At 62.6% G+C, this 19,476-nt stretch carries 18 protein-coding genes; 5 read left to right on the top strand and 13 right to left on the bottom strand.

Annotation, left to right across the window (positions count from 1 at the left end):
• Positions 1 to 71 precede the first annotated feature (71 nt).
• Together TR61_RS09910 and TR61_RS09905 are read left to right on the top strand one after the other, a co-directional pair.
• Positions 72 to 1,001, top strand: coding sequence for a VOC family protein (locus tag TR61_RS09910; RefSeq protein WP_050929842.1), 930 nt, complete (start codon positions 72 to 74; stop codon positions 999 to 1,001).
• 60 nt (positions 1,002 to 1,061) lie between these two features.
• Positions 1,062 to 1,667: an alpha/beta hydrolase gene (locus TR61_RS09905; RefSeq protein WP_050929841.1), complete on the top strand. Its 606-nt coding sequence runs from the start codon at positions 1,062 to 1,064 to the stop codon at positions 1,665 to 1,667.
• On the opposite strand, the gene TR61_RS09900 is transcribed toward TR61_RS09905, so the two are convergent.
• The 5 genes from TR61_RS09900 to TR61_RS09890 all read right to left on the bottom strand — a co-directional run bounded on the left by TR61_RS09900 (position 1,664) and on the right by TR61_RS09890 (position 6,308).
• Positions 1,664 to 2,305 carry a glutathione S-transferase family protein gene (locus TR61_RS09900; RefSeq protein WP_050929823.1) on the bottom strand — a complete coding sequence of 214 codons (642 nt, stop codon included), beginning with the start codon at positions 2,303 to 2,305 and terminating at the stop codon, positions 1,664 to 1,666. The genes TR61_RS09905 and TR61_RS09900 overlap by 4 nt on opposite strands.
• Positions 2,306 to 2,363: 58 nt before the next feature.
• Positions 2,364 to 4,142: a gamma-glutamyltransferase family protein gene (locus tag TR61_RS09895; protein ID WP_050929840.1), complete on the bottom strand. Its 1,779-nt coding sequence runs from the start codon at positions 4,140 to 4,142 to the stop codon at positions 2,364 to 2,366.
• A 58-nt stretch (positions 4,143 to 4,200) separates the two neighbouring features.
• A complete protein-coding gene (gene hemP / locus TR61_RS19650; RefSeq protein ID WP_082181911.1) occupies positions 4,201 to 4,374 on the bottom strand; it encodes a hemin uptake protein HemP in 174 nt (57 codons plus the stop codon).
• Positions 4,371 to 4,523, bottom strand: coding sequence for a hypothetical protein (locus TR61_RS19910; protein ID WP_157440879.1), 153 nt, complete (start codon positions 4,521 to 4,523; stop codon positions 4,371 to 4,373). Before TR61_RS19910 ends, hemP begins: the two co-directional genes overlap by 4 nt.
• A 165-nt stretch (positions 4,524 to 4,688) precedes the next feature.
• The gene (locus tag TR61_RS09890) at positions 4,689 to 6,308 is read right to left on the bottom strand and encodes a long-chain-fatty-acid--CoA ligase (protein ID WP_050929822.1); all 1,620 of its coding nucleotides are present in this window, start codon (positions 6,306 to 6,308) and stop codon (positions 4,689 to 4,691) included.
• Positions 6,309 to 6,446: 138 nt separating this feature from the next.
• Here TR61_RS09890 and TR61_RS09885 point away from each other — a divergent pair, with 138 nt between their 5' ends.
• Positions 6,447 to 6,926 carry an acyl-CoA thioesterase gene (locus TR61_RS09885; protein ID WP_050929821.1) on the top strand — a complete coding sequence of 160 codons (480 nt, stop codon included), beginning with the start codon at positions 6,447 to 6,449 and terminating at the stop codon, positions 6,924 to 6,926.
• Positions 6,927 to 7,011: 85 nt separating this feature from the next.
• Here the strand turns inward: TR61_RS09885 and pgi are convergent, their stop codons facing one another.
• Genes pgi through zwf form a run of 3 tightly spaced genes read right to left on the bottom strand, consistent with a single transcriptional unit; the run spans position 7,012 to position 10,742 of the window.
• The gene (gene pgi, locus TR61_RS09880) at positions 7,012 to 8,616 is read right to left on the bottom strand and encodes a glucose-6-phosphate isomerase (RefSeq protein WP_050929820.1); all 1,605 of its coding nucleotides are present in this window, start codon (positions 8,614 to 8,616) and stop codon (positions 7,012 to 7,014) included.
• 3 nt (positions 8,617 to 8,619) lie between these two features.
• On the bottom strand, positions 8,620 to 9,291 hold the full coding sequence (pgl, locus tag TR61_RS09875; RefSeq protein WP_050929819.1) for a 6-phosphogluconolactonase: 672 nt from the start codon (positions 9,289 to 9,291) through the stop codon (positions 8,620 to 8,622).
• The gene (zwf, locus tag TR61_RS09870; protein ID WP_050929818.1) at positions 9,288 to 10,742 is read right to left on the bottom strand and encodes a glucose-6-phosphate dehydrogenase; all 1,455 of its coding nucleotides are present in this window, start codon (positions 10,740 to 10,742) and stop codon (positions 9,288 to 9,290) included. Before zwf ends, pgl begins: the two co-directional genes overlap by 4 nt.
• A gap of 143 nt (positions 10,743 to 10,885) precedes the next feature.
• On the opposite strand from zwf, the gene TR61_RS09865 reads away from it, so the two are divergent.
• Entirely contained in the window at positions 10,886 to 11,833 is a 948-nt protein-coding gene (locus TR61_RS09865) for a radical SAM protein (protein WP_050929817.1), read from the top strand.
• 78 nt (positions 11,834 to 11,911) lie between these two features.
• Here the strand turns inward: TR61_RS09865 and TR61_RS09860 are convergent, their stop codons facing one another.
• On the bottom strand, positions 11,912 to 12,175 hold the full coding sequence (locus TR61_RS09860; RefSeq protein WP_050929816.1) for an usg protein: 264 nt from the start codon (positions 12,173 to 12,175) through the stop codon (positions 11,912 to 11,914).
• 200 nt (positions 12,176 to 12,375) lie between these two features.
• Here TR61_RS09860 and gyrA point away from each other — a divergent pair, with 200 nt between their 5' ends.
• Complete coding sequence (gyrA, locus tag TR61_RS09855; RefSeq protein WP_050929815.1) at positions 12,376 to 15,102, top strand: DNA gyrase subunit A; 2,727 nt, start codon at positions 12,376 to 12,378, stop codon at positions 15,100 to 15,102.
• 131 nt (positions 15,103 to 15,233) lie between these two features.
• Here gyrA and TR61_RS09850 read toward each other — a convergent pair whose 3' ends face one another.
• The 4 genes from TR61_RS09850 to TR61_RS09830 form a co-directional block, all read right to left on the bottom strand.
• The gene (locus TR61_RS09850) at positions 15,234 to 15,659 is read right to left on the bottom strand and encodes an acyl-CoA thioesterase (protein ID WP_050929814.1); all 426 of its coding nucleotides are present in this window, start codon (positions 15,657 to 15,659) and stop codon (positions 15,234 to 15,236) included.
• A 9-nt stretch (positions 15,660 to 15,668) separates the two neighbouring features.
• Positions 15,669 to 17,138 (bottom strand): carboxypeptidase M32, encoded by a 1,470-nt coding sequence (locus TR61_RS09845; RefSeq protein WP_050929813.1) that lies wholly within the window; start codon positions 17,136 to 17,138, stop codon positions 15,669 to 15,671.
• Position 17,139: 1 nt separating this feature from the next.
• Positions 17,140 to 18,285 carry a heme A synthase gene (gene ctaA / locus TR61_RS09840; protein WP_050929812.1) on the bottom strand — a complete coding sequence of 382 codons (1,146 nt, stop codon included), beginning with the start codon at positions 18,283 to 18,285 and terminating at the stop codon, positions 17,140 to 17,142.
• 332 nt (positions 18,286 to 18,617) lie between these two features.
• A complete protein-coding gene (locus TR61_RS09830) occupies positions 18,618 to 19,364 on the bottom strand; it encodes an RNA methyltransferase (RefSeq protein WP_050929839.1) in 747 nt (248 codons plus the stop codon).
• Positions 19,365 to 19,476 lie beyond the last annotated feature (112 nt).

Here is a 19,476-nt window from a genome sequence, read left to right as displayed (position 1 = left end):
TCCCACTACACGAAACGGCGCACCTGCGCCATATCCGATGCAAGCGAACAGATCAGCAAAAGGATGTCAGCATGATCACCCAGATCAAAGGCCTGCATCACGTCACCTCAATGGCGGGCAATGCACAGGAAAACAACGACTTTTTCACCCAGACCCTAGGCCTGCGCCGGGTCAAGAAAACGGTGAATTTCGACGCGCCGGACGTCTATCACCTCTATTACGGGGATGAGGTCGGCACGCCCGGCTCGGTGATGACCTATTTCCCCTTCCCCCATATGGCCCCCGGCAAACCCGGCGCGGGCGAGGTCGGCGATACCGAATTCGCCGTGGCCCCGGGCACGATCGGCTATTGGGAAACCCGGCTTGCAGATCAGGGCGTGAAGGGCCTTGGCCGCGAAACCGTTTTTGGTGAAACCCGCCTGCGCTTTGCCGGCCCCGATGGCGACGGCTTCTCCCTGGTTGAGGTTGCAGACGATACCCGCGCCCCCTGGACCGGCACCGATGTCCCGGAAGAGGCCGGGATCAAAGGTTTTCACGGCGCCCGCTTCCGCGTGCAGGACAGCGCCGCCAGCGAAGAGCTGCTGCGCTTCATGGGTTATGAGGTCGCCGACCGCCAGGGCGACATGACACGCATGGTGCTGCCCGGCGGCAATGGCGCAGACCGCATCGACCTGCACCAGATGCCCTCTGCCCCCATGGCTCGGCAGGGCGCGGGATCGGTCCACCACATCGCCTTTGCCGTGGAAGACCGTGCAGCCCAGCTTGAGGTGCGCAAACAGCTGATGGACACCGGATACCAGGTCACCCCGGTGATCGACCGGGATTACTTCTGGGCGATCTATTTCCGCACCCCCGGCGGGATCCTGTTCGAGATCGCCACCAATGAACCCGGCTTTGACCGCGACGAAGACACCGCGAACCTGGGTCAGGCCCTTAAACTTCCCACGCAGCACGCCCATCTGCGCGACCGGATCGAAGCGATCCTGCCACCACTCAACTGACGGGCACAAAGGGCGCGCGCGGAACCCGCCGCGCCCTTTTTTTCAAAGGATATGAAGACGATGTCCAGCGATCTTTATCTGCATTACCGCAACGACGGCGCAGCGAATGCGCCGGTTGTTTTTGCCTTCCACGGCACCGGCGGGGACGAACATCAGTTTACCGGCCTGCTGTCCGATATCCTGCCGCAGGCCACGCTGATCGCCCCGCGCGGGGATGTATCTGAAATGGGAGCCGCGCGGTTTTTCCGGCGCACGGGCGAAGGCGTTTACGACATGAACGACCTCGCGCAACGCACGGAAAAGATGGGGAATTTCATCGCCGCGATGCGTCAGGGCCTTGAAGACCGCCCGATGATCGGCCTGGGCTATTCCAACGGGGCGAACATCCTCGCCGCGGTCCTTTTTGACCGCCCCGATCTTTTCGACCGCGCCGTGCTGATGCACCCGCTGATCCCCTTCGATCCCGCGCCGCAGCCGGGCCTCGCAGACAAGGATATCCTGATCACCGCAGGTGCGCGCGATCCGATCTGCCCCTTGCCGCTGTCTGACCGACTGGCCGCCTGGTTCGAAGGTCAGGGCAGCACCGTCAGCCGCCACACCCATCCCGGCGGGCACGAGGTTCAGCAATCCGAACTGGCCGAAATCGCGGCGTTTCTGACCGCCTAACCCTTGGCCGCGGCACAAGCGGCATCCAGATCGGCGCGCGCCTTGATGACCGCAGAGCGCGCGCCGATGGCGTTGAACCACCGCTCCACATTGGGAAACTCGGCCAGATCCACCTTTTGCCAGGCATGGCGCGACACCCAGGGCCAGATGTTCATATCGGCAATCGTATAATCGCCCAGCATGAAATCCCGCCCCTCAAGCCGCGCATTCAGCACGCCGTAAAGCCTGCGTACCTCAGTGGTGAAACGCTCCCGCGAATAGGTCTGATCGTCCGGCGCCACATTGTTGAAGTGATGGAGCTGCCCGAAATTCGGCCCCAGCCCGGATGCCTGCCACAGCAGCCATTGCACCCCCTCAAGCCGCGCGCGCGCATCACTCACCCAGAATTTCCCCGTCTTTTCCGCAAGATAGATCAGGATCGCCACGCTTTCGAACATCGTCACCGGCGCCCCATCCGGGCCATCCTCATCGGTGATCACGGGGATTTTCGCATTGGGCGTGAGCTGCGCGAACATATCTGAAAACTGCTCATCCGCGCCGATATTGATGGGGTGAATGTGGTTCTCCAACCCCATCTCTTCCAGCGCGATGGCGATCTTGTACCCGTTCGAGGTGTTCCAGTTATATTGCGTGATCATGCGCCCCTCCTCATGTCCGGGCGATTAAGCGCAGCCCCGCGCCAAAGCGCAAGCGCCGCTAACGCCCCACCGCATAGGCCTGCATCATCCGGGGCGTTGCCGCCGCGCTCAACAGCCCGTCCGCCCCGCGCCGCGCGGCGGTCAGACGGCCCACGGTCCAGGGTTCGGCCACGGTGACATCGTGGCCCAGCGTGCGCAGATCGGCGATCACATCCGCGCCCAGGGCCGGCTCCACCATCAAAGACCCCGGTGTGGCGGCACGGGGCGCGAAGGATCCGGTGAAATGGCTGGTGTGGAACAGCGGCGCGTCGATAGCCTCCTGCAGACCCATGCCGTGATGGGCCATGCGCAGGAACCAGATCAGCTGCCACTGATCCTGCTGATCGCCACCGGGCGTGCCAAAGACCAGCGCCTCCCCCCCGGGCCCATGGGCCAGCGAGGGCGACAGCGTCGTGCGCGGCCGTTTGCCGGGGGCCAGCGACTGCGGTAACCCCTCCTCCAGCCAGAACATCTGCGCGCGCGTGTTCAGCGCAAAGCCCAGATCCGGGATCACCGGGTTCGATTGCAACCACCCGCCCGAGGGCGTCACCGCCACCATATTGCCCCAGCGGTCAATCACATCCAGATGCACCGTGTCGCCGCGCCGATCTGATAGATGGGCCATGGTCGGCTCCCCCGCGCCGACGCCGCCTTCGCTCACGCTGCGGGCGGCGCGGGCGATCATTGCGTCGGCCAGGTGTTCCAACCCCTCCAACCGGCTGGGCCGCTGCTCAAGCGAGGCGCGCGGCCCGATCAGCCGCGCCCGCTGCGCGGTGTGGGCCGGATCCAGAAGCCGGTTCAATGGCACCGCCGCCCCGTCCCCGTAATAGGTTTCTCGATCCGCGTAAGACAGCTTCATCGCCTCGGTCACCAGATGGACGAAATCCGCCCCACGCGGGTCGCGCGCGGCAATGTCATGATAGCCCAACAGCGACAGCGATTGCAGCAGCACCGGCCCCTGACCCCATGGCCCGGTCTTGAACACTGTCCAGCCCTCGTAATCAAAGCTGACCGGGCTTTCATATGTCGCCTCCCAACCGGCCATGTCCTGACCGCTCAGAACGCCGCGATGCGCCTCGCCCGTTGCGTCCATGGCTTCCGTGTCGCGGATATAGCGATCAACCGCCTCGGCCACGAAACCCTCGCGCCAGATGCGGCGCGCCAGGTTGATCTGGGCGGTGCGGGATTTCGCCGTCTCCGCCTCGGTCAGGATGCGCTCATAGGTGTCGGCCAGCCGCGGATTGGCGAAAAGCTGTCCCGTTTCGGGGGCCTGACCGCCAGGCATCCAGGTGGCGGCAGATCCTGGCCATTCTGCTTCAAAGAAGCCTGCCAAGCCTTTGATTGTATATGAAACACGCGGCAAAACCGGGTGGCCGTGCCGGGCATAATAAATCGCCGGTTCCAGCACATCGCGCAGCCGTTTGCTGCCATGATCGCGCAGCATCAGCATCCAGCCGTCGAAGGCGCCGGGAATCACCGTGGCCAAAAGGCCCGAGCCCGGCACCGCCTCCAGCCCCTGGGCGCGGTAATGGGCGATTGTCGCCCCCGCCGGTGCAGTTCCCTGCGCGCACAGAACCTGCGGCGCCTCACCCGGTTTCTGGAAGATCGCCGGAAATTCGCCGGCCGGGCCGTTCAGATGCGGCTCAACCACCTGCAGCACGAACCCCGCGGCCACGGCCGCGTCAAAGGCGTTCCCGCCGCGTTCCAGTAATCGCATCCCCACCGCACTGGCCATCCAATGGGTCGAGGTGACAACCCCGAAGGTACCGGTGATATCGGGCCGGGTGGTGAAGGTCATGGTCAACTCCAGAAAAGTCAGGAGCCAATCATAGCGCCTTCAGCACACATCCTATGCGCTATTTCGTTAAGATCAACTTTCCCAGCTTGGTAATCCGCAGCTGATACACCTGATCCCCCAGCAAAATCCGCGCTGTCTGCCCGCCTGCGGTCAGATCCTCGGCCCGGTGGACGGGGGCGCGAGCTGGTGTGTCTTCGCCCTTGCGCAGAATGATTGGCGTGATCTGGTTCATTGCGCCGCCCCCCTTTCGATCCGGTCAAAAAAACGCTCCATCAGCCCGATCTGCGATGTCGGCAGCAGATCCAGCATCAGAACATCGCGCAGCGGATGCGCATGAACAGGTATGGCGGGCGACGGCGCCTGGGCGGTGCGGTCAGACATGTGAAACCTCCATCGGTTATCGAACTGGCTGAGCGCGTGACGGCTTGGCTGACTTATATCTGACTAAATTAGTCGGATAAGTCAACGCGAAAGGCAAGACCAATGAAAAAACCCCGCGCAGCCAAACCGCGCGAGGTCAATTTTTCAGCAAAAAACAGGACGCGGTCAGCCCGTCAGAACATCGCCAAACTCATCCCGCAAGTTGCGCTTCAGCACCTTGCCCGTGGCGTTGCGCGGCAGCACATCCTTGAAGACCACCTTGTCAGGCACCTGCCAGCTGGCGATCTTGCCGTCGAAAAAGGCCAGCAGCTCCTCGGCGCTGGGGGATTGCCCCTCATGCGGGACGGCCACCAGAATGGGCCGCTCGTCCCATTTCGGATGGGCCACGCCCACAACGGCGGCATCCTGCAGCGCGGGATGGGCGATGGCGATATTTTCCAACTCGACCGAGCTGATCCATTCGCCGCCCGATTTGATGATATCCTTCGACCGGTCGCGGATCGTCATGAACCCGTCCGGGTCCAGCGTGGCCACATCGCCCGTGGCAAACCAGCCGTCCTGCAGGATGTCCTGATCGTCCATCCGGAAATAGGCATCCAGCACCCAATGCCCGCGCACCAGCAGATCGCCCTGCGTCTTGCCATCCCAGGGCAGGTCATTGCCCTCGTCATCGACGATCTTCAGCTCGACCCCAAAGGGTGGGCGGCCCTGGCTTTCGCGGACCTTGTGCTGCTCTTCGACGGGCAAGGCACGATGCTTGGCCAAAGGCATGTTCACCGACCCCAGCGGAGACATCTCGGACATGCCCCAGGCATGGATCGTATCGACGCCATATTCCTCGCGGAACTGCGTGATCATTGACGGCGGGCAGGCCGACCCGCCCACCACCGTGCGCTCAAGGCTGGCCAGTTTGCTGCCGGCGGCCTTGGCATGGCCCAGCAGCCCCAGCCAGATCGTGGGCACCCCCAGCGCGATCGTCACGCCATAATCGTCGATCAGTTTCACCAGGCTTTCCCCATCCAGGTTCGGCCCCGGCATGACCATCTGCGCCCCCACCATCGCGGCGCAATAGGGCACGCCCCAGGCGTTGACGTGGAACATCGGAACGACCGGCAACACCACATCGCGCGCAGTGATCGCCAGCGAATCGGCGGTGTTGCCCGCGAAGGAATGCAGCACGGTCGAGCGGTGGGAATAAAGCACGCCCTTGGGGTTGCCCGTGGTGCCCGAGGTGTAACACAGGCTGGATGCCGTGTTTTCGTCGAATGTCGGCCATTCGAAAGCGGGATCGCCCTCGGCAATCAGCTCGTCATAGAATTTCAGGCCCGGCAGCTTTTCGGCTGCCGCCTCGTTCCGGGGGCCCATCAGTACGATATGTTTCAGCTCGGTCAGCTGATCGGCCAAGGATGCAACCAGCGGCACGAAGGTCTCGTCGATGAACAGCACCCGGTCTTCGGCATGGTTGATGATGTAAACCAGCTGTTCGGGGAACAGACGCGGGTTGATCGTGTGGCAGACAAACCCGGCCCCGGACGTGCCGAAATAGATCTCAAGATGCCGGCGGTTGTTCCAGGCGATCGTGGCGCAGCGCGCCTGCGGCTCAAGCCCCAGCCTGGTCAGCGCCGATCCCAGGCGGCGCGCATTTGTGGCGACCTGCCCCCAGGTGGTGTTTTCCACCCCGCCCGTGGTGTTGACCGACACGATGGGCGTGCCCCCATGATAGGTTGCGGCGTGATCGATCAGTGACGAAATCAAAAGCGGTGCGGTCATCATTTGACCCAGCATGCGCATCCTCCCCGTTAAGCGGTGCTGAAAGGCCGTCTGTTCGCGACGCGGCCCAATATCGCGCGACCCTGCCAAGCCCCGATCCGTTTGGCAATATGAGGCTTGCTCTTAACGCCGCGAATGCATAGCCAAGCCTACATGACGTTGCGCTATCACACCGCCCTGAGCCCCGAAGAACAGCTGGCCTTCGGCATGGCCACCCCTCAACCGCTGGCCATGGCCGACAAGGTCCGCTTTGCCGAGCTCGACGTGCTGCGGCACGTGAACAACAAGGCCTATATGACCTGGTTCGAAACCCTGCGGGTGGCTTACGGCGATCTTTATACGCTGGGCCTTTATCCCAAGGGCGAACCCCAGCCCCGCGTCGTCATCCGCTCGGGCGAGGTGCGCTATGTCGAGGAAATGCTGATGGGCGAGGATTACGTGACCACCGCCGGTGTCACCGCCTTTCGCAACACCTCTTATACCATGCATCAGGAGCTGTGGTCCGGCGGACGGCTACGTGCGACCTTTGATTGCGTGATCGTCACGCTTTATCCCGACGGATCAGGCCGCTATCCCCTGCCCGAGCCCGTGCGCGCCCATTTCCAAAACCACGACGGTGCCGTTGCGCACTGACCCGCGCGGGGACAGGACGGCGCTGTTGCGGGGGGTATTTAGAGCCAGAAAGAAGCAGCAGTCGCCAAGATGATCTTGGCGTGGCTTACGCTTTGTGGCGGTGAATATAGTCAACCAGCGCACGGGTTGAGGCATCAAGCCCCGCGCCGCTCTCTTCGCCCTCGACGACCGGGCCGAGGGCCGTCGCCAGTTCCTTGCCCAGCTCCACCCCCCATTGATCGAACGAATTGATGCCCATGATCACCCCTTCGACAAAGACGCGGTGTTCATAGGCGGCGATGATCTGGCCCAGCACCTCGGGCGTGAGTTTCGGATAGATCAGCGTGGTGGAGGGCCTATTGCCTGTAAAGACCCGATGGCGCGCCTGCCGCTCCAGCTCCGCGCCGTCAAACTGATCCGCCAGCATGGCGCGCGCCTGTTCCAGTGTGCGCCCCTGCATCAGCGCCTGGGATTGGGCCAGGCAATTGGCGACAAGCAGATCGTGGTGATGGGCCAGATCCGGCTCATGGCCCTCGGCCGCCACCATGAACTCACAGGGGATCACTTGCCGGCCTTGATGGATCAGCTGGTAAAACGCGTGTTGCCCGTTGGTTCCGGGCGCGCCCCAAACCACGGGGCCTGCGGGCTGCGCCAGGTCTTCACCGCCCATGGTGACGTCTTTGCCATTGCTCTCCATCTCCAGCTGCTGAAGATAGGCGGGCAGCTGCGCCAAACGCTGATCATAGGGCAGCACCGCGCGGGTCGGGTAGCCACAGATCTGATGATGCCAGATCCCTTGCAGGGCCAGCATTACCGGCAGGTTTTCGGCCCAATCGGCGGCGCGGAAATGCCGGTCCATCGCCTGTGCGCCGCGCAGGAAGCTTGAGAACGCCTCTTTCCCGATGGCCATCATCACCGGCAGGCCAATCGGCCCCCAGACCGAATAGCGCCCGCCGACCCAGTCGGCGAAGCCAAAGACCTGATCCTCGGGGATGCCGAAGGCGGCGGTCTTGTCTTGTGCGGTCGACACGGCGGCGAACTGGCGCGCGGGATCGCCGCCGCCGTCGATCATCCAGGCCCGCGCGGTGCGGGCATTGGTCATCGTCTCGATCGTGGTAAAGGTCTTCGACGCGACGATGACCAGCGTGCGCGTGGCATCCAGCCCCCGCAGCGTATCGGCGATATGCGCGCCATCCACGTTCGACACGAAATGGCAGCGCGGCCCGTCGTGGTACGGGCGCAGCGCTTCGGTCACCATGGCCGGGCCCAGATCGGACCCGCCAATGCCGATATTGACCACATCGGTGATCGACCCGCCCGCGCCCTGATGCGCGCCACTGCGAACGGCATCGGTGAATTCGCCCATGGCCCGCAGCGTGGCCAGCACATCGGGCATCACGTCCTGCCCGTCCACCAATACCGCATCGCCATCCAGATTGCGCAGCGCCGTATGCAGCACCGCGCGCCCTTCTGTTTCGTTGATGGGCTGGCCCGAAAACATCGCATCGCGCCGCCCCGCCAAATCCGCCGCGTCACACAGCGCGATCAGCGCCTTGCGCGCCGCAGGCGTGATCGTCGTTTTGGAGTAATCGAACAGCATGTCTCCCGTCCGGGCCGAAAACAGCTCCGCCCGGTTCGGGTCAGCCTCGAACAGCTCTGCCATGGTGACAGAGCCCGCCGCGTCCTTCAGCAGATGCAGTGTGTCGAACATCAACTAGGGCGCCCAATGCACTGTTGTTTCAGACAAAACCGCGTTTATAGGCGCCTCTTCCGGCGGCAGGGTCATGGCGCGCTCCAGCGCCTCGCGCTTGTCGTCCCCCATGATCAGCAGGTGTTTTGACATCGCCCCGTCCAGCACATGGGCGCTCAGGCTGACGCGCAGCTCGTCCTGCGTGGGCGGCTCCTGCGCCACCAGAACAGGCGCGTCCGGCGCAAGGGCCGCGCGCAGCCCAGGCGCACCGGGAAACAGCGAGGCCGTATGCATATCCGCCCCCATGCCCAACAGCAGAACCGAAATCGGCAATTCGGGCACCAGCGGCGCGGTCACTTCGGCCAGCACATCCTCGGGGTGATCCGCAGGCGCATAGAACGGCAGGAACCGCGCCTTGGCCGCGCGCCCCGTCAGCAGCCGTTCGCGGATCAGGCGTGTGTTGGACCGCGCATGATCCTCCGGTACCCAGCGTTCATCGGTCAGCATCACATGCACCCGGCTCCAATCCAGGTCCGAGGCACAAAGCACATCGAACACAGGCCCCGGAGAGCTGCCGCCCGGCACCGCGAAAGATACCGTATCGTGATGAAACAAGGCGTTTTCCAGATCCCCGGCCAGCTCGTTGGCCAGACTGATCGCCAGCATTTCACGATCTGCGTAATCCACGATCTTCATGGCTTGATCCCCCGCCATTCGCGCCCGTCCCGCCGCATCAGTTGATCGGCATCCAGCGGCCCCTTGGAATAGGCGTCATAGGGTTTGGGCACTTCCCCCCGCGCCTTCCAGCCCGCGATGATCGGATCGGTCCAGGCCCAGGCGGCCTCGACCTCGTCGCCGCGCATGAACAGCGTCTGATTGCCCCGGATCACATCCATGATCAGCCGCTCATAGGCATCGGGCGGATCTTCGCCCTCGGGCCCCAAAGCCTCGGCAAAAGACATATCCAGCGGCACATCGACCAGCCGCATCCCGCCCGGTCCCGGTTCCTTGATCGTCACATGCATGGTGATGCCCTCATTGGGCTGCAGCCGGATCGACAGGATATTGGCGGCCCCACCCGCATCCGTGCCAAAGATCGAATGCGGCGCATCCTTGAACACCACGTTTATGACCGAAGACCGCGCCACCAGCTTCTTGCCGGTGCGCAGATAAAATGGCGTCCCCGACCAGCGCCAGTTCGAGATATGCGCCTTCAACGCCACATAGCTTTCCGTGGTCGACCGGGGATGGCCCACCTCTTCACGATATCCCGGTTCATCGCCCGTGCCATCGAACTGACCGCGCACGATATGGTGCGGCTCTACCGGGTCCAGTGCACGGATCACCTTCAGCTTTTCGTCCCGCACCGAATCCGGCTCGAACCGCGCGGGCGGCTCCATCGCGATCAGGCACAAAAGCTGCATCAGGTGGTTTTGCATCATGTCCCGCATCGCGCCCGCGCGGTCGTAATATTCCCCCCGCGACCCGATACTGACCGTTTCGGCCACCGTGATCTGGATGTGATCGACATATTGCGCATTCCACAGCGGCTCGAACAGCATATTTCCAAAGCGCACCGCCATCAGGTTCTGCACGGTTTCCTTGCCCAGATAATGGTCGATCCGGTAAATTTGCCGTTCGTGGAAATGCTGCGCCAGTGTGGCATTCAAAGCCTGCGCGCTCTCCAGATCATGGCCAAAGGGTTTTTCCACCACGATCCGCGTCTGATCATTGACCAGCCCGTGGGTCCGGATGCGCCCCGCGATATCGCCGAAAAGCGCCGGGCCCACCGACAAATAGAACGCGCGCGTGCGGTCTTCCTTGATCAGGTGGGTCAGCTCGGACCAGCCGTCCTCGCCCGACGCATCCAGTTTCACATAGTCGACCATCTGCAAGAACCGCTCCAGCGTGCCGTCCTCGCAGGCGCGCCCCCCGCTGAATTCACGGATCGCACCGGCCACCATGTCGCAAAACCCGTCGCGATCCAGCTCGGACCGGGCCGCGCCGATGATCCGGCTGCCCTCGGGCACCTGCCCCGAACAATACCGGCGAAACAGCGCCGGGATGATCTTGCGCCGCGCCAGATCACCTGTGCCGCCAAAGACGACCAGATCAAAGGGATCAACCGGAATAACGCGCGACACCATGGCGAATAGGCCTCCTGTTCGGGGCCAGCCTAACAGGCTGGTTGCGCTTCACAACTGTGTCAAACCCGCGATCACGGGTTTTCGCCGCAGCCCGCCTCTGATTTAAGCCTTGGATATCCAAGACGCACGAGACTGACATCCCCATGAAAGACACCGGCCGCGCCAATATCGGCAAGTTCAAAGACCCCCTTGTCACCGCAGACGGCCAGGACCGCGCCCGTGTCAGCCTGACGAACCCGCAGACGCTGTGGTTCAACACCGGGACGCTCTGCAACATCGAATGTGTCAACTGTTACATCGAATCGAGCCCCACCAATGACGCGCTGGTCTATCTGACCGAGGCAGAGGTGACGGATTACCTAGACCAGTTGGAAGAGCGCCGATGGGGCGTACGCGAGATCGGTTTCACCGGCGGGGAGCCGTTCCTGAACCCGCAGATGATCGGCATGGCCCGCGCCTGCCTGGCGCGCGGATACGAGGTGCTGATCCTGACCAACGCCATGCGCCCCATGATGCGCAAATCCATGCGCGCGGGGCTTTTGGAGTTGCGGGACGCCTATGGCGACAAGCTGACGCTGCGCATTTCGGTCGATCATTATGCCGCGGCCCATCACGACGCGGAACGCGGCGTGGGCAGCTTCGACAAGACGCTTGAGGGCATGAAATGGCTGCGCGATCACGGCTTCCGCATGGCCGTCGCAGGGCGCTCCATGTGGGAGGAGACCGAGGCACAGACGCGCGACGGATTCGCAGCACTCTACGCCAGACATGACTTCAAGATCGACGCCTATAACCCTGCAGAAACAGTGATTTTCCCGGAAATGGACGAAAGCGTCGAAGTGCCGGAAATCACCACCGCCTGCTGGGGCATCCTGAACAAATCGCCCGATGCGGTGATGTGTTCGTCCTCTCGCATGGTGGTCAAGCGCAAGGGCGCCCAAAAGCCGGCCGTTCTGGCCTGCACGCTTCTGCCCTATGACCCCCAATTCGAATTGGGGGAAACCCTGGAACAGGCCGAGCGCGACGTGATGTTGAACCACCCCCATTGCGCGAAATTCTGCGTTCTGGGTGGGGCGAGCTGTTCAGCGTGAGCCAAGCCCGTTCGAACGGGCTTGATCACGCGATTTCGAAATCGCGTCCAAGCGTCTTCGAAGACGCTTGCGCCCCGCTCAGTTCAGATGGAATTCCCCGGTGACATTCCGCCACTCACCCGGGCTGATCATCTTGCGATGGGTGAAGCGCACCGAATGCAGCGGACCTTCGATCTCGTCCTGCCAGAATTCGATGAATTTAAACAGTTTCGGATGATCCGGCGCCAGATCATAATCCTGCCAGATAAAGGTGTTCAGCACATGGGTGTAATCCGGCATGTGATAGAACATCTCCGCCGTGGTCAGCCCATAGCCTTTCAGCATCATTTCCGTCTCTGTCATCTTGTCATGTGACCTCGTTTTTTCTGCGCCCTCAGGTCCATGATTCCACAAAAAACGAAGTTTTCAACAAAAACAGTATGTTAGCAGAACACCCCCTTGGCTGCCAAAGGAAGTCATGACTTATCATTGCACCCCATATGCGGGTTCTGATAAGGTGTGCACACAACATATAGACCCCGCTGAAAGATTGGGCACGACAGTTGAGCGACACGCCGGAAACCCCTGAAAACGAAGAAGAAACCCCGCCAGAGCGCCCTGCGTATGACGGCCCCACCATCTCTATCGAACAGGAGATGCGGACCTCCTACCTGGATTACGCCATGTCGGTCATCGTCTCCCGCGCGATCCCGGATCTGCGCGACGGGCTCAAGCCGGTGCACCGCCGGATCCTCTATGCCATGCATGAGACCGGCAATACCCACGACAAATCCTACCGCAAATCGGCCCGCCCCGTGGGCGACGTCATGGGTAAATACCACCCCCATGGCGACAGCGCGATCTATGACGCGCTGGTGCGGATGGCGCAGGATTTCTCCATGTCGCTGCCGCTTCTGGATGGTCAGGGCAATTTCGGCTCGATGGACGGCGATAACCCGGCGGCCATGCGTTATACCGAAGTGCGCATGGACAAACCCGCCGCCTTCGTGCTGGCCGATATCGACAAGGATACGGTAGATTTCCAGGACAATTACGACGGCAAGGACCGCGAACCCACCGTCCTGCCCGCACGTTTCCCCAACATGCTGGTCAACGGTGCAGGCGGCATCGCCGTCGGCATGGCCACCAACATCCCGCCCCATAATCTGGGCGAGATCGTGGATGCCACGCTGGCCCTGATCGAAGACCCGGATCTCAGCTCCGAACAACTGATCGAATATGTTCCCGGCCCGGATTTCCCCACCGGCGGCATCATGCTGGGCCGGTCTGGCGCGCGCAAAGCCTATCTCGAAGGGCGCGGCAGCGTCATCATCCGCGCCAAGACCCGCATCGAAGAGGTCCGCAAAGACCGTTACGCCATCATCCTGGATGAGATCCCCTATCAAGTGAACAAGGCCTCCATGATCGAAAAGATCGCGGAAGCGGTGCGTGAAAAGCGGATCGAAGGCATCTCGAATGTGGAGGATCAGTCCGACCGCGACGGTGTGCGCGTGGTGGTCGAACTCAAACGCGACGCCACAGCGGAGGTGGTGCTGAACCAGCTTTTCCGCTTCACCCCGATGCAAACCTCCTTCGGCTGCAACATGCTGGCCCTGAATGGCGGCCGCCCCGAACAGCTGACCCTGCGCGGCTTCCTGACCGCCTTCATCGACTTCCGCGAAGATGTCGTCGCCCGCCGCACCGCGTTCGAGCTGCGCAAGGCGCGCGAACGCTCGCATATTCTCTGTGGTCTGGCCGTGGCCGTATCGAACGTGGACGAGGTCGTCGCCACCATCCGCGCGTCTGCCGACGCAGCGGAAGCGCGCGAGAAACTGATGACCCGCCGCTGGCCTGCGGAAAGCATCATCGAATACCTCAAGCTGATCGACGATCCGCTGCATCCGGTGAACGACGACGGCACCTACAACCTGTCGGAAACCCAGGCCCGCGCGATCCTGGATCTGCGCCTGCAACGCCTGACCCAGATCGGTGTGAAAGAAGTCACCGACGAGCTGGAAGAGCTGGCCGGCAAGATCAAGGAATACCTGGAAATCCTCGGCTCCCGCGACCGCATCATGGGCATCATCGCCGATGAACTGCGCGAGGTGAAAGACCAATTCGCCGTCCCCCGCCGCACCGAGATTGTCGACTGGTCCGGCGACATGGAAGACGAGGACCTGATCGAACGCGAAGACATGGTCGTGACCGTCACCTCGGGCGGCTATATCAAACGCACAGCGCTGTCGGATTTCCGCGCCCAGAAACGCGGCGGCAAGGGTTTGTCGGGAATGCAAACCAAGGAAGAGGACGTCGTCACCACCCTCTTCGTGGCCAACACCCATACCCAGCTTCTGTTCTTCACGACCGATGGCATGGTCTACAAGCTGAAAACCTGGCGCCTGCCGCTGGGAGGGCGCACGTCGAAAGGCAAGGCCATCGTCAACATCCTGCCGATCCCGCAGGGCGTCTCGATCGCCGCCATCATGCCTGTCGACCGGGATGAAGACGAATGGGACGATCTGCAGATCGTCTTCGCCACCACCGCGGGCGATGTGCGCCGCAACGCGCTGTCGGATTTCACCAATGTCAAATCCAACGGCAAGATCGCGATGAAACTGCCCGAAGGCGTTCAGATGGTGAACGCGCGCATCTGTACCGAGGATGACGACGTCATGCTCGTCACGAACTCGGGCCGCGCCATCCGTTTCCGCACCACCGATGTGCGCGTCTTCAAGGGCCGCGATTCCACCGGTGTGCGGGGCATCAAGCTTTCGGGCAGTGACCGCGTCGTGTCCATGTCCGTGATCCGCCATTTCGAAGCGGGTGCGGATGAGCGCGCGGCCTACCTGAAAATGCGCCGCGCCGTGGCCGGCGACACCGAAGTGCCGGAAGAGGCCGAAGAAGGCGACGCCATGGCAACGATCAGCCAGGAGCGTTATGCCGAAATGTCAGCCGCCGAAAACCTGATCCTGACGATCACGGCGCAAGGCTCGGGCAAGCTCAGTTCCTCCCACGACTATCCCGTGCGCGGACGGGGCGGCATGGGCGTGGCGGCGATGGACAAGGCCATGCGTGGCGGCGAACTCGTCGCCTCCTTCCCGGTTGAGATGGATGACCAGATCATGCTCGCCACCTCCAAGGGCCAGTCGATCCGCGTGCCGGTGGATGGGATCTCTTTCCGCTCCCGCAGCGCGGGCGGCGTGAAGGTGTTCAACACTGGCAAAGGCGAAGAGGTCGTCAGCGTCGCCTGGATCGCCGATCAGGGGGATGAAGAGGAAGCCGAGGGCTAATCGGGGGCGCTGCCCCCGCCCTTCGGGCTCCCCCGGGGTATATCTCGCCAGAAAGAAGCGGCAATGCGCGCTCTTGCTTCTTTCTGGCCCAAAATACCCCCGGAGCGCGAGGCAGAGCCTCGCAAAATCCCTCACTCCTCCGTTTGTGGAACGATCAGCGCCTCAAGCGCGGCTTTCACGTCATCGGGCCAGGGGATCGAGACGTGTTTGTCCAGATCCGACGCCGCCAGCACTTGCGTGGAATCCCAACGCTTTTCACCTTCGCAGCTGATCACATGGCGGATCGTGACCGACGACCGGCCCACCTTCAGCACCGTCACCTCGAATTCCAGCTCTTCGCCGAAAAACGAGGGCGAGGAGAAGTTCGACGAGATATGCACCGTCGGCGTGCCCCAGCGTTCTTCCCAGATGATCTTGTGCCAGGGCCAGCCCAGATGCAGCCAGAACTCCTCATTCACGCCGTTCAGGATATTGAGGTAGCTGGGGAAATAGGCGGTGCCCGAGATATCGCAATCGCCGAAATTCAGCATGCGTTTGGTGCGGAAGGGGATGTCCATGTCAGTCCTTCAAAGATCGTAAAGCTGAGTGAATTTGGCTTCGAGATAGTCCAGAAGCGGGCCCTCGGAGGGGGCCACGCCCGAGGCCTGCTCGATCACCTCGCGCGGCTCATACAGCCCGCCATGGCGTTGCAGGTTCACCCGCAGCCAGCCGGTGGCGTTTTCGGTGACGCCCTCTGACAGTTGCGCATCCAGATCGGGAAGGGCCGCGCGCAACGCCTGATAGAGACAGCCGGCATAGACATTGCCCAGCGAATATGTCGGGAAATACCCAAACAGCCCCACCGACCAATGCACATCCTGCAGACACCCGTTTGAAGGCTTGTCCACGGCATATCCGAAATCGGCGGCAAAACGGTCATTCCAGGCCGCTTCCAGATCCGCCACCTGCAGATCGCCTGCCATCAGCGCGCGTTCCAGATCGTAGCGCAGCATGATGTGTAGGTTGTATTGCACCTCATCAGCTTCGGTCCGGATATAGCCGTTCCTGACCCGGTTCACGGCGGCATAAAAGGCCTGCGCATCCGCAACACCGATATCGCCAAAAGTCTCGGTCACCTGATCAAAAAGATAGCTGGTGAAGGCCGCACCGCGCCCGATCTGGTTCTCATAGATCCGGCTTTGGCTTTCATGCACGCCCATCGACACGCCGCGCCCCAGCGCTGTCAGCTGATAGGCCGGATCGACGCCTTGTTCGTAAGCGGCATGCCCCACCTCGTGGATGGTGGAGTAGAAACAGTTGAACGGGTCATCTTCCGCCGTGCGCGTGGTGATGCGCACATCCGCGCCCGAACCTGAGCTGAACGGATGCACCGCCTTGTCCACGCGGCCCCGGCCCATGTCATAGCCGAAGGTTTTGGCCAGGTGCCGCGTCAGCTTCATCTGTTTGCCGGCAGGAAATGTGCCGCTCAGCCCCGCAGGCTCGGGCTTTTCCAGGATGGCCGCGCGCAGGGCCACAAGCCGCGGGCGCATCGCGTCAAAGATCTCGCTGATCTGAGCGGCGGCGGTGCCGGGCTCATAGTCCTGCAGCATGGCGTCATAGATATCGCCGCCATCGGCAAGAGCCGCGCCTTCTTCGCGTTTCAGCGCCACGACCTCGTCCAGAACCGGGGCGAAGGCGAACCAATCCTCATCCGCGCGCGCAGCGGCCCATTTGCCCTGCGCCTCGGATGTCAGTTGGGCAAGCTTCGTGGCGAGCGCCTCGGGCACCTTTCTGGCACGGTCATAAGACCGGCGGATTTCGCGCAGCTGCGCTTTTTCCACATCCGTTTCCGGTTCGGCCTTTTCCAGCCATTCGCCCACGCGGGGGTCGGACCGGCGGGCGTGCAAAACGGCCTCGATCGCGGCCATCTCCTCACCCCGCTGTTGGGCCGCGCCGCGGGGCATCATGGTTTCCTGATCCCAGCCCAGACGGCCCGCGATCTGGCCCAAAGCCTGGGTCTGGCGGTCGAACGCCATCAACTCGTCATATGCACGCATGTCAGGCTCCGCGAATGGAGGTTGCGATGGGATAGGCCGACAGATACCGCGCCCGCAGGATCGACACCCACAGAACCACGGCCAGCACCTGATGGGCGATGGCGATATGCCAGGGCGCGCCGTAAAGCACGGTGACAATGCCCAGCACCACCTGAAGGGCCAGCACCGACATCACCAGGTTGAAGGCAAAGCGCGTATTCACATGGGCCGATTTGCGCCCCCTGAGCCAGACGATGATACCAAAGACCAGCAGAAGATAGCCCGTCACCCGATGGATGAACTGCACCAGACCGGGGCTTTCGAAGAAATTCCGCCAGGCGGGTTCCAGCACAAAGGCGCTGGCGGGAAACCACTGCCCGCCCATCAGCGGCCAATCGGTATAGGACCGCCCCGCATCGATACCCGCCACCAGCGCACCGATCAGGATCTGCAGGAAGGCGAAATGCATGAGCCCCGTGGCCAGTGAGAACTGCTTGGCTTCCTTGGCGCGGCGGGCCTGCATCAGATCACGCTCCTCCCGGCCCAGCAGGAAGGTGTACCAGGCGATGAAGCCCAGGATCACGAAGGCCAGCCCCAGATGCGTGGCAAGCCGGTAGGAGGCCACATCGACCATCCCTTCGCCTTGCGTCACGCCAGAGGCCACCATCCACCAGCCGATCGCGCCCTGCAGACCGCCCAGCACGCCGATAAAGACCAGACGCCCGCCCCAGCCCGTGGGGATCTGGCGACGGATCGCGAACCACAACAGGCCCAAAGCCCAGACAAGGCCGATCACGCGGCCCAGTTGCCGGTGACCCCATTCCCACCAATAGATGAATTTGAAATCCTCAAGCGTCATCCACTGGTTCTGGATGCGCCATTCGTCGATCTGCTGGTAAAGCGCAAATTCGCGCGCCCAATCCTCGGGCGTCAGCGGCGGGATCGCGCCGGTCAGGGGCCGCCATTCGGTGATGGACAGCCCCGAATCCGTCAGGCGCGTCAGACCGCCCACCGCGATCATCACCGCGACCAAAGCAAAAAGAAGCATCAGCCAGACCCGGATCGCGCCCCGTGCGCCGCGCTTGCCTGCGTCGATCAGGCCGGGCTGGGCTGCGGGTTTCGGCGTTTGCTCGGACACCTCTTCAAAAATGCTGCGCTTGCCGCTCATGGGCTCTGCACCCTCTGCCGTTTTTGTTCACGGCGGAACCTATGTCTGATGGGGGCGATCGTCCAGCGCATAAGCCTGCGGCATTGCCCCGCGCAGAGCATTCTCTGGCAGGGTGTCCATGTGATAAAGGGGGGATGGCGTCAGGAGGCAGGCCTGCCTGAAAAGATGACGGTCTGCCCGGACGGTTTGAAAGACCGGCCCGAACATGAAAAGCGCAAAAGGAACCATCGTCCTGATCGCACTGCTGGGTGCCAATCCGACAGCAAGTGTTGCAACGCCGGGAAAGCTAGCGCGGAAAGGTAAGCAAAGCCTGAGGGTTGCGTACGGTGGGCCTAGTCCCCCCGTTCCTTCCAGCGCACCATCTGGCGCATCATGCCGTGCAGCATCTGCACATCGGCGCGCGTCAGCGGCATCCGGGCCCAGAGGTTGCGCATGTTGCGTTTCATGCCCTCGGCCTTGGCTTCGGGAAAGAAGAACCCGGCCTCTTCCAGCCGTTCCTCGTAATGATCGCCCAGCCGGTCCTTGTCTTCGCCCGTGGCCCAGTCGGACCCCGCCAGCTCCATCACCTCATGCACGACCTCGGTGGTCTGACGCCGCCATTCATAGCCCGTCAAGAGCACGCATTGCGCGAGGTTCAGCGACGGGAAATCCGGGTTCACCGGCACGGTGATGATCGCATTGGCCCGCGCGATGTCGTCGTTCTCCAGGCCAGCGCGTTCCGGGCCAAACAGAACGCCGACCTTTTCGCCCGCAGCGATCTTTTCGGCGGCCAGTTTCATCGCGCCTTCGGGGCTGAAGACCGGCTTGGTCATGTCCCGCTGCCGCGCGGTGGTGGCAAAGACATAAGTGCAATCGTGAATGGCCTCGGCCGTGCTGTCGAAAAGTTGCGCCTCATCCAGCAAACGGCCCGCGCCACTGGCCATGGCCACGGCCTTCTGATTGGGCCAGCCATCGCGCGGCGAGGTGACCCGCATGCGGTCCAGCCCGAAATTCCACATCGCACGGGCCGCCGCCCCGATATTCTCGCCCATCTGGGGGCGGATCAGGATCATCACGGGCTGAGGGCCGGGTGTGGGCATGCGCGCCTCCTTCTGTGGCAGGTTGCGCGCGGGTCTAAGCGGCGCGCGGCCCAAGCGCAAGAGCACAGCCAGGGGCATTTTCATTGCGCGGGCAATGGTCTATGAGCAAGAC

Source organism: Aestuariivita boseongensis, assembly GCF_001262635.1.
In the GTDB taxonomy this organism is placed as follows: Bacteria; Pseudomonadota; Alphaproteobacteria; order Rhodobacterales; family Rhodobacteraceae; genus Aestuariivita; species Aestuariivita boseongensis.
This window is presented reverse-complemented; position numbering and strand designations above follow the sequence as displayed.